Consider the following 9848-nt stretch of genomic DNA (forward strand, 5'->3'; position numbering starts at 1 on the left):
CTCTACTCAATAGAGATAGAGTCTATTGGTATTTTATTTGTTAACCGCGCTGCAAACTAAAACTGCATCAAGCAAGGCATCAAATATCGATAGAACTTCAAGATTGTTATCGGAATTTAGCATGAATACTTTGGATACCCGCCTAGACATGGACACAACTCAAAATAGCGGTGCTTACATCACCGAATTTAAAGAAAAAAGTGAGTTTGAGCAACGCATTAATACTGCTTGGCGACGTGCAGAACCTGAATCAGTGGCAGAACTTGCTGAAGCTGCCAATATCTCCCCTGATCTTGATCAAAAAATTTATGATCTCGCATTTAACTTAGCAAACAATTTACGTGAGCGTAAAAGCTCAGCTGGTAAAGCGGGTATCGTTCAAGGTCTACTTCAAGAATTTTCGCTTTCTTCTCAAGAAGGTGTTGCACTCATGTGTTTGGCTGAAGCATTGCTTCGTATTCCAGATACAGCGACACGTGATTTATTGATTCGTGACAAAATCAACCAAGGTAACTGGAAAGACCATGTCGGTCAAAGTAACCTCATGTTCGTTAATGCTGCTGCTTGGGGCTTGATGCTCACAGGCAAACTGATGGAAACACCAAAGCAAACGAGTTTATCTAGTGTTTTAACTGGACTTCTGGCACGTAGTGGTCGCGGTATCATTCGTAAAGCGGTGGATGTTGCCATGCGTATGATGGGCGAACAGTTTGTAACCGGTGAAACCATCGAAGAAGCACTTGAACATGCTAAACCATTAGAACATAAAGGTTTCCGCTACTCGTACGATATGCTAGGTGAAGCAGCACTTACTGAACATGATGCTGAACGTTACTACAACGACTACACTCAAGCAATTCATGCGATTGGCAAAGCATCAAATGGCCGTGGTGTATATGACGGTCCTGGTATCTCAATTAAGCTTTCTGCTTTGCACCCACGTTACCAACGTGCCCAAATTGACCGTGTTCATCACGAACTCTATAACAAAGTTTTTGAGCTTGCATGCTTAGCAAAACAATATGATATCGGCTTAAACATCGATGCTGAAGAATCTGAACGTTTAGAAATTTCACTCGAATTACTTGAACGTTTATGTTTTGAGCCAAAACTTGCCAATTGGAAAGGAATTGGTTTCGTTATTCAGGCTTATCAAAAGCGTTGTTTCTATGTGGTTGATTATATCGTTGACCTTGCTAAACGCAGTAACAAACGCTTGATGATCCGTTTGGTGAAAGGTGCATATTGGGACAGCGAGATCAAGAAAGCTCAAATTGACGGTATGACTGACTACCCTGTGTTTACCCGTAAAGTACACACCGATTTGTCATACATCGCTTGTGCGAAGAAACTTCTTGCTGCTCCAGACCAAGTGTATCCGCAATTTGCAACACACAATGCGCAATCACTTGCAACGATTTACAACCTAGCTGACCCAAGTAAATACTACCCTGGTCAATACGAATTCCAATGCTTGCATGGAATGGGTGAACCGTTGTACGAGCAAGTCGTAGGTTCAAAAGAAGAGAATAAACTCGGTATTCCTTGTCGTGTTTACGCGCCTGTAGGTAACCATGAAACATTGTTGGCTTATCTAGTCCGCCGTTTGCTTGAGAATGGAGCTAACACTTCATTTGTGAACCGTATTGCAGACAAAACATTGAAAGTTGATGATTTAATTCAATCACCGATCAAAGACATTCAAACTGCTGCAAAAGAAGAAGGCCAGCTCGGATTAAAACACCCAGCAATTCCTCTTCCACATGATTTATACCCATTGCGTCCAAACTCAAATGGTTTTGACCTAAATAATGACACGCCACTTGCTGATCTAAATGCAACAGCACAGAAGCTACGTCACCACATTTGGAAAAGCACACCGTTACTGGGCTTTGAATCCACTGTTCACGATGAAAGTAATGCTATTGCAATTACAAACCCTGCACAAAACAGTGAAATTGTGGGCTATGTGAATGAAGCAACGAGTGCTGATGTACAACTTGCACTTGAAGCAGCAGTACAAGCACAGCAAAGTTGGGCTGCAACAAATAAAACTGAACGTGCTGTTTGCTTAAAACGTGCAGCTGATTTGATGGAAGCTCGTATTCAGGAATTGATGGTTTTACTCTGCCGTGAAAGTGGTAAAACTTATGCCAATGCAATTGCTGAAGTACGCGAAGCAGTAGACTTCTTACGTTACTACGCAACTCAAATTGAGAATTTACCTGCACATGCACAAGTAAAACCATTAGGTACCGTTCTTTGTATCAGCCCATGGAACTTCCCTCTTGCAATTTTCTCTGGTCAGATTGCAGCAGCATTAGTAAGCGGTAACTGTGTAATTGCTAAACCAGCAGAACAAACACCACTTATTGCAGCACAAGCTGTCCAAATTTTGTGGGAAGCTGGCGTACCACATGGTGCTGTTCAACTCCTTCCTGGTCGTGGTGAAACTGTAGGTGCTCAACTGAGCCAAGATGATCGTATTCAAGGCATCATGTTCACAGGTTCTACCGAAGTTGCAAAAATCTTGCAAAAGACTGTGGCAAAACGCTTATCTCCAAATGGTCAGCCTATCCCGTTAATCGCGGAAACTGGTGGTCAAAATGCGATGATCGTGGATTCTTCAGCACTTACTGAACAAGTGGTTCTAGATGTTGTAAGTTCTGCATTTGACAGTGCGGGTCAACGCTGTTCTGCACTTCGTATCTTGTGCGTACAAGAAGATAGCGCGGCAACCGTCATCAAAATGTTAAAAGGCGCAATGCAACAGTTGATCGTCGGTAACCCTGCGATCTTAAAAACTGACATTGGTCCTGTAATCGATACTGAAGCAAAACAAACCATCGATACCCACATCCAAAAGATGAAATCTAAGGGTTACCCTGTTCATCAATTGATGTTTAACGATGCTGCAAGCCAACAAACACTTACGCAAGGGACTTTTGTACCGCCAACTGCGATTGAATTACCAAACCTTGATGACCTTGAGCGTGAAGTATTTGGTCCTGTATTGCACATCATCACTTATAAGTATGGTGAACTTGAGCAATTGATCGATCGAATCAATGCCAAAGGTTATGGCTTAACCATGGGTCTACACACACGTATCGATGAAACCATCAATACTGTGATCCAACGTGCGGAAGTAGGTAACTTATATATTAACCGCAATATCGTGGGTGCAGTGGTAGGTGTACAACCATTTGGTGGTGAAGGCTTATCTGGTACTGGTCCGAAAGCGGGCGGCCCACTTTATATGTACCGTTTGATGGAACATTGTTCTGAGAAAGTATTGGCTACACCATTTGCGGTGAAAGCAGAAATTTCTCAATTTGATGCGGTATCAAATGTTGCTTATCAAAGCTTATTGTCTTGGGCAAACCAAAATATGCCTCAAGCAATTACAACGATTCCTGCATTTGGTGTAGGTAAGTTCTATGAGTTGCAAGGCCCTACGGGTGAAAGCAACCAATACATTATCTTACCTCGTCATCGTGTGCTTTCAATTGCCAATGATGAAGCAGCTCAGCTACAACAACTTCTTGCAATTTTTGCAGTTGGTAGTTCAGCAGCAGTGCTAAAAGACAACGTATTCTTGGCTAAATATCAAGCATCTTTACCAAAAGAAGTTTTAGCAGCAATCAAAGTCATTGCACGTGTTGAAACAGATCACTTTGATGCTGTATTACATCAAGGTTCAGTAGAACAGCTTCAAACCTTACAGCATAAAATTGCGAATCGTTCAGGAGCTATCGTTGGTATTACTCATCTTCAAACAGGTGAGCAGATTCCATTAGAACGCCTCGTCATCGAACGTGCCATTAGCGTAAATACTGCAGCAGCAGGCGGTAATGCAAGTTTGATGACTTTATCTGAAGACTAGTTTTAGTCCTCAATCTCCTAGCCCGAATCATGTTTACATGGTTCGGGTTTTTTATTACTTTCTAGACTTAAAGCTATAGAGATGGATCCGTAAATTTGAACAACTCCTATAAGTGATATTCTGCTCCTCAAATGATGTTATAAACATCAATATATGGAGTATTTTATGGCACGTAGACCAAGAAGAAATCATTCAAATGATTTTAAAGCTAAGGTAGCACTTGCTGCGATTAAAGCAGAAAAAACACTTGCTGAATTGAGTGCTGAATTTGATGTTCATCAAAACCAAATTATTGACTGGAAAAATCAATTGATCTCAGCTTCCTCGCAAGCTTTCGATCAATCAAAAGCTCCATCAGACCCCCCCATTGATCTTAAAAAGTTACATGCAAAAATCGGTGAGCAGGCATTAGAAATTGATTTTTTAGAAGGTGTGTTGAAGAAACTGGGCCGCTTCAACCACAAAAGTTAATCGACGACTCACTTCAGATTTCAGTATCTAAGCAAGCTAAGCTGCTGAAAGTCTCCCGTGGTTGTTATTATTATCGCCCAAAACCTGTTAGCTCATCAGATCTGAAGCTGATGCGATGTATTGATGAATTACATATGCAATATCCTTTTGCAGGCAGTCGTATGATGCGTGATTTGTTGAATCGTCAAGGGCATCATATAGGACGACGTCATACACGTACTTTAATGAAGAAAATGGGTATTCAGGCGTTATATTGCAAACCAAATTTAAGCCAGGCTAATCAAGCTCACCGTAAATATCCATATCTGCTCAAAGGGTTGGCTATTCAGCGCAGTAATCAAGTGTGGTCTACGGATATAACGTATATCCCTATGGCAAAAGGCTTTGTTTATTTATGTGCTGTGATTGATTGGCATAGCCGCAAGGTACTTGCGCATAGGGTATCGATTAGTATGGAGGTGGATTTTTGTATTTCGGTTTTAAATGAAGCGATTGAAAAATATGGATCACCTGAAATATTGAATACAGACCAAGGCAGTCAGTTCACCAGTGATGCATTTATTGATGTATTGAAATCAAATGGCATTCAAATCAGTATGGATGGTAAAGGTCGATGGGTAGATAATGTGATGGTTGAACGATTATGGCGGAGCGTTAAATATGAAGAGGTGTATCTCAAAGCTTATAGCAGTGTCACAGATGCGAAAAAGCAATTAAGTGCATATTTTGAGTTTTATAATTTGAAACGACCTCATTCGAGTCTAGACAAAATGACACCAAATGAGTTTTACTATGATCAGCTACCCCAACAAAACAAGGTGGCTTAACTAGAGCGGAATATCACTTGTAAATACGCTTTTAGTTGTTCAAACAAGTGGGACCACCTCTCTATTCACAAAAATGAGAACGTCTATATGCAATTCTTTCCACCCGATCAATACCAACAGCATTGCCAACAACTTTTTGAAAAATACAAAAATCAAATACTCAACCTTACCCCATACGCAATCGTTGAACACATTGGTTCATCTGCAATCCCTAACGCTGTTTCAAAAGGTGACTTAGATATTTATATTGAAATTCCTCAAAAATACTTCTTAGAAACAATTGATAATCTTAAAAAGCTCAATTTTAAAGAAAAGCTTGATACCTTGCGTACCAATGAACTTTGTATGCTGGAATCATTAGATAATGATGTCGCTCTTCAAATTGTTACGAGTGGATCAGTATTTAGATTTTTTTTAATTTTCCGAGATAGGTTAAAAGAATCACCTGATCTTGTTGAGCAATATAATGCTTTAAAGCGCAGTTGCACAGGAATCCCCCAAGATCGATACCGTGAATTAAAAGCTGAATTTATCCAAAGAGTGTTAAAGATGAATAACGATATTAAATAAATGAAACTCGCAATTTCCCTGCACCTCGTACAGCTTTTTTGATACCATTCACAGCTAAATTTGTTTTGTATTTTTGGTAGTTATGACCGTATCTTATCAACAGCAACTTCAAGAGAAAGTTGAACGAATTACTGCACAATTTGCACCGTTCAATCCCCCTGCTTTAGAAGTATTTCAATCACCTGAACAACATTTTCGTATGCGTGCCGAATTTCGTCTGTGGCATACTGATGATGATCTGTTCTATGCCATGTTTGAACGTGCTGAAGATGGTAAACAAAAAACTGTTATCCGTATTGATGAGTTTCCTATTGCCGACCAAAGCATTAATGACTTAATGCCTCGCCTATTAGAGGAATTAAAAGCAGTCCCAATCTTATCACAACGTATTTTTGAAGCTGACTTTCTCGCAACCTTAAGCGGAGAAATGTTAGTGACGCTCATCTATCATCGTCGTTTAGATAGTGAGTGGGAAGCTGCTGCAAAAACTTTAGCTGAAAAGTTAAACATTAAAATTATGGGTCGTAGCCGCGGTCAAAAAGTGATTGTTGGTGATGACTATGTTGTTGAACAACTCAATGTTCATGGACGCATATTTAAATACAAACAAATCGAAAGTAGTTTTACCCAACCGAATACACAAGTTTGCAAACATATGCTTGAATGGGCGTGTGATGCAGCACAAAACTCACAAAAAGATTTATTAGAATTGTATTGTGGTAATGGCAATTTCACTCTGCCATTGTCTCTAAAATTTAATCGTGTTCTTGCAACAGAGCTCGCAAAAAGCTCAGTCTATGCGGCACAATGGAATATTGAACAAAATCAGATTGAAAATATCCAAGTTGCACGTCTTTCAGCTGAAGAATTTACTCAAGCCTATGAAGGTGAGCGTGAGTTTAGACGCTTACAAGAAGCAAATATAGACATCCAAAGCTACCATTTTGATACGATCTTTGTTGATCCACCACGTGCAGGCATTGATGATGCAACTTTGGCACTTATGCAAGGATTCGAACGAATTATCTACATATCATGCAACCCTGACACGCTGCATGATAATTTAAAAACTTTGACTCAAACTCACCGTATCAGCAAATTTGCTTTATTCGATCAGTTCCCATTTACGCACCATATTGAGTCAGGTGTTTTGCTCGAAAAAATTTAAACAATTTATGTCAATGTAACATTAGAAATTAAAGAGAATTTTAACTCTTTAATTTCTAAATACTTTTAAAAACGAAAAATATTATTCTTTAAATATCAAGTCATAACAATGTCATATTTTCGTTGATTTCACCAATTACCATCGGAAAAATCAGAGTCTAACTGCTGCTTTTATCACTATTTCTGGCTTGTATTTTATTTTAGATTGATTATATTTCGATCTATGTTAAACCGAATATGAAAGGCTCTATGAGTTTTTGGGAAAAACTGTTCTCTGCTGAACAACAGCACAATGAACATAAGAATCAAATTGCTTGCGTCGAAAATGATTGCTCATGTAAAACAAACGAACAATTATTGGAAGCTCTGGTTAAAGCAAGAGATGAAGACGTAATTAAAGGCATCAAAAAGGTACTTATTTCTCGAGGCTACAGCCGCAAAGAGCTTCTTGAAATGATCAACCCACCAATTCAATAAAGCAAAACCTAATCCCTTTCTCATAAAGGGATTAGGTACTACTACCTACATTCATCTCGCTTTACCCCCGCCACAATCGGCCCTAAATTCATCAAACGATCATGTTGTTTTGTTTTTGCAGAATAAAAACTTGAAATAGAACCATCAAGGTATAAAGCATCCTCTACTGACAATTGTTGTTTGAAAAATTGTGCAAACTGATAAAAACTCACGCGTTGCTGTGATATAACAAAATACAATGTATTATCTTTGATGCCCACACCATTACGAACTTTCAAAGAATTTGAATCAGGCAAAAATTTAGGATTTATCTTTCCATCATAAACCAACATCGGACCAGACTGAGTTGCATATATGGCATCAAAGCTGTGCTGTTTATATTCAGATGTTGTTTTTATGATTGCTTGTGTTTGATTCCAAGCTAACACGCCATTGGGCTGCATAAAGAAATTTCCAAAACCACGATCTTCATTTAATGCAACCACTTCATTTCCATCTTCTATATATAAGCCAACAGGTTGAAAATCCGGATGATACATGCCCGCATTCATGGCAAAGTCTAAACGCTCGCACGCTTGTAACTCACTTTGAATATTAGAAAACTTGTGATAATAACGATTAGTTTTTGGGCTTTTTAAATAGAGCTTCAACACATTGAGGTCTTGAACCTCTACCACGCTATAATCAACACGTTCAAATTGATAAACGTGATGCTGCATAGCAAAAGCATTCGGCATAGCTAATAATGTGAGTAATATCAAAAAACCTGTTCTCATAGATATCTCTATTTTGAATAAATACAACTCGCTCAATATAACGCAAAACCCCAGATACAATCTCCAAACACATTCATGCGAATCAATCCACAAAGGTACTCGATTGATTCATTTTTTTTGATTAGAATACAAGTGTAAATACAAAGACCTTGTATCCGCATGCAACAAAAACATCGACGCTTTCCGCTCGGCGCTCACCTCATTGTCAAACATTTTGGCTACAGCCATCATGGAATCTATGCGGGCCGTGGACGTGTGATTCATTACTCTGGTTTTGCTCATATCTTTAAAAAACATCCGATTGAAATGACAACCCTTCAGCGTTTTGCTCGTGGTAAACCCATTTACATTCGACATTACCCCTCACCTCGTTATAAAGCAAAAGTTGTTGTAAAACGGATGCGTTCTCGCATGCATGAAAATAACTATCATTTAATTATCAACAATTGCGAACATCTATGCACTTGGGCAATCACAGGGATTGAGTCCAGCACCCAGGTTGAGCGTATGCAACGAAGACTAACGACGATTGGTTATGTAAGCTCACTGATGAGTTATATGAATAGCCTTATGCTTACAGTTGCAACAGCCTGCTTTGCGATTGCGTTATACATTAAACTCATGCTGAAAAAGCAAGCAAAGAAACCTATCCCAATCTACTTACAACTTAAAGAAAAAAATTCGAAAAAATAATAGTTCAACTGGTGTTGAAAACGGGTTTTCAAGCATAGGCTATATGCACATCGATATTTACTTCTATTATCAGTTTCTATAAAATACTTCCATTCGGTACATTTCGTATCAATCTACTTCTCATCGAGGATTTTATGTTGGAGATAGCAGTAATCTGATAATCGTATTTCAATAGCATATTGAAATAGGTTATCGACGCGATTTTATTGGCTTTTAAAAGCTTAACTTTGCTTATGATTACTTATATCTGGATACAACATGAACCTATCTAAGTCCGAACAAAGGACATTACACGTCTTAGCTAAAGGCGGAAAAATCGTAAAACTTCGTAATGACGCTGGTCAAACTATCGCTGTAGAGTGTTACAGCCGAGAAGGTTTCTTGCTGTCTGATTGTAGTCTTGAAACCTTTAACAAGTTAAAAAAGAAGAAACTGATCAAATCACTTAATGGACAGCCCTATCAAATCAATTTACACGGGCTTAGATCAGTTCGCCCACAATTAGACAATCGTTAATATAAAACCTTTGATCGAACAAATTTGTGACATGTTAGATCAAGACACTCAAGAGAAAATGAATATGAATCTAATTATTCGTGATGAAAATCCAACCGATATAAATGCTATTTTTGATTTAACTCGATTAGCTTTTGAGCGTGAGGAGTATTCGAGTCATACAGAGCAGTTCATTGTAAATGCATTAAGAGATTCTAACCAACTAACACTTTCACTGGTTGCTGAAAGTGATCATCAGGTTATCGGGCATATTGCATTTTCGCCTGTTCAAATATCAGATGCTACAACTGGCTGGTATGGTTTAGGGCCTATTTCGGTACTGCCTGATTTTCAGGGTAAAGATATTGGAGCGAAGTTAATACATGCAGGCCTTGAAGCATTAAAAGATCTAGACGCTTTGGGCTGTGTATTGCTTGGAGATCCTCAATATTATGGTCGATTTGGATTTAAAGCAGATCCAAAACT

9 protein-coding genes are annotated in these 9848 nt (G+C 38.8%); 8 read left to right on the plus strand and 1 reads right to left on the minus strand.

The genetic code is table 11. The features are described from left to right. Nucleotides 1-121: 121 nt before the first annotated feature. The 5 genes from putA (at nt 122) to HMPREF0023_RS06235 (ending at nt 7398) form a co-directional block, all read left to right on the plus strand. On the plus strand, nt 122-3886 hold the full coding sequence (putA, locus tag HMPREF0023_RS06210) for a trifunctional transcriptional regulator/proline dehydrogenase/L-glutamate gamma-semialdehyde dehydrogenase (protein WP_008941509.1): 3765 nt from the start codon (nt 122-124) through the stop codon (nt 3884-3886). A 153-nt stretch (nt 3887-4039) separates the two neighbouring features. Beyond that, nucleotides 4040-5184, plus strand: a protein-coding gene (locus HMPREF0023_RS16170) for an IS3-like element ISAba14 family transposase (RefSeq protein WP_155757171.1) whose coding sequence is annotated in 2 segments (ribosomal slippage) — nt 4040-4304 and nt 4304-5184 — 1146 coding nt in all. Because the reading frame shifts where the segments join, the coding sequence is not laid out codon by codon here. A gap of 87 nt (nt 5185-5271) precedes the next feature. Next, the gene (locus HMPREF0023_RS06225; protein WP_004638840.1) at nt 5272-5754 is read left to right on the plus strand and encodes a GrpB family protein; all 483 of its coding nucleotides are present in this window, start codon (nt 5272-5274) and stop codon (nt 5752-5754) included. Between the two features lie 82 nt (nt 5755-5836). Further along, a complete protein-coding gene (gene trmA / locus HMPREF0023_RS06230) occupies nt 5837-6922 on the plus strand; it encodes a tRNA (uridine(54)-C5)-methyltransferase TrmA (protein WP_008941511.1) in 1086 nt (361 codons plus the stop codon). Between the two features lie 248 nt (nt 6923-7170). Further along, nucleotides 7171-7398, plus strand: a complete 228-nt coding sequence (locus HMPREF0023_RS06235; RefSeq protein ID WP_017394697.1) for a hypothetical protein — start codon at nt 7171-7173, stop codon at nt 7396-7398. 41 nt (nt 7399-7439) lie between these two features. On the opposite strand, the gene HMPREF0023_RS06240 is transcribed toward HMPREF0023_RS06235, so the two are convergent. Beyond that, on the minus strand, nt 7440-8174 hold the full coding sequence (locus tag HMPREF0023_RS06240) for a phosphodiester glycosidase family protein (RefSeq protein WP_005080995.1): 735 nt from the start codon (nt 8172-8174) through the stop codon (nt 7440-7442). Nucleotides 8175-8333: 159 nt separating this feature from the next. On the opposite strand from HMPREF0023_RS06240, the gene HMPREF0023_RS06245 reads away from it, so the two are divergent. The 3 genes from HMPREF0023_RS06245 to HMPREF0023_RS06255 all read left to right on the plus strand — a co-directional run. Further along, the gene (locus HMPREF0023_RS06245; RefSeq protein WP_004638832.1) at nt 8334-8867 is read left to right on the plus strand and encodes a lecithin retinol acyltransferase family protein; all 534 of its coding nucleotides are present in this window, start codon (nt 8334-8336) and stop codon (nt 8865-8867) included. Between the two features lie 258 nt (nt 8868-9125). Next, complete coding sequence (locus HMPREF0023_RS06250; protein ID WP_004638831.1) at nt 9126-9383, plus strand: YjhX family toxin; 258 nt, start codon at nt 9126-9128, stop codon at nt 9381-9383. A gap of 64 nt (nt 9384-9447) precedes the next feature. Continuing rightward, on the plus strand, nt 9448-9848 hold a 401-nt coding region (locus HMPREF0023_RS06255; RefSeq protein ID WP_034437307.1), incomplete at its 3' end, for a GNAT family N-acetyltransferase.

The organism is Acinetobacter sp. ATCC 27244 (genome assembly GCF_000156555.1).
GTDB lineage: Bacteria > Pseudomonadota > Gammaproteobacteria > Pseudomonadales > Moraxellaceae > Acinetobacter > Acinetobacter haemolyticus.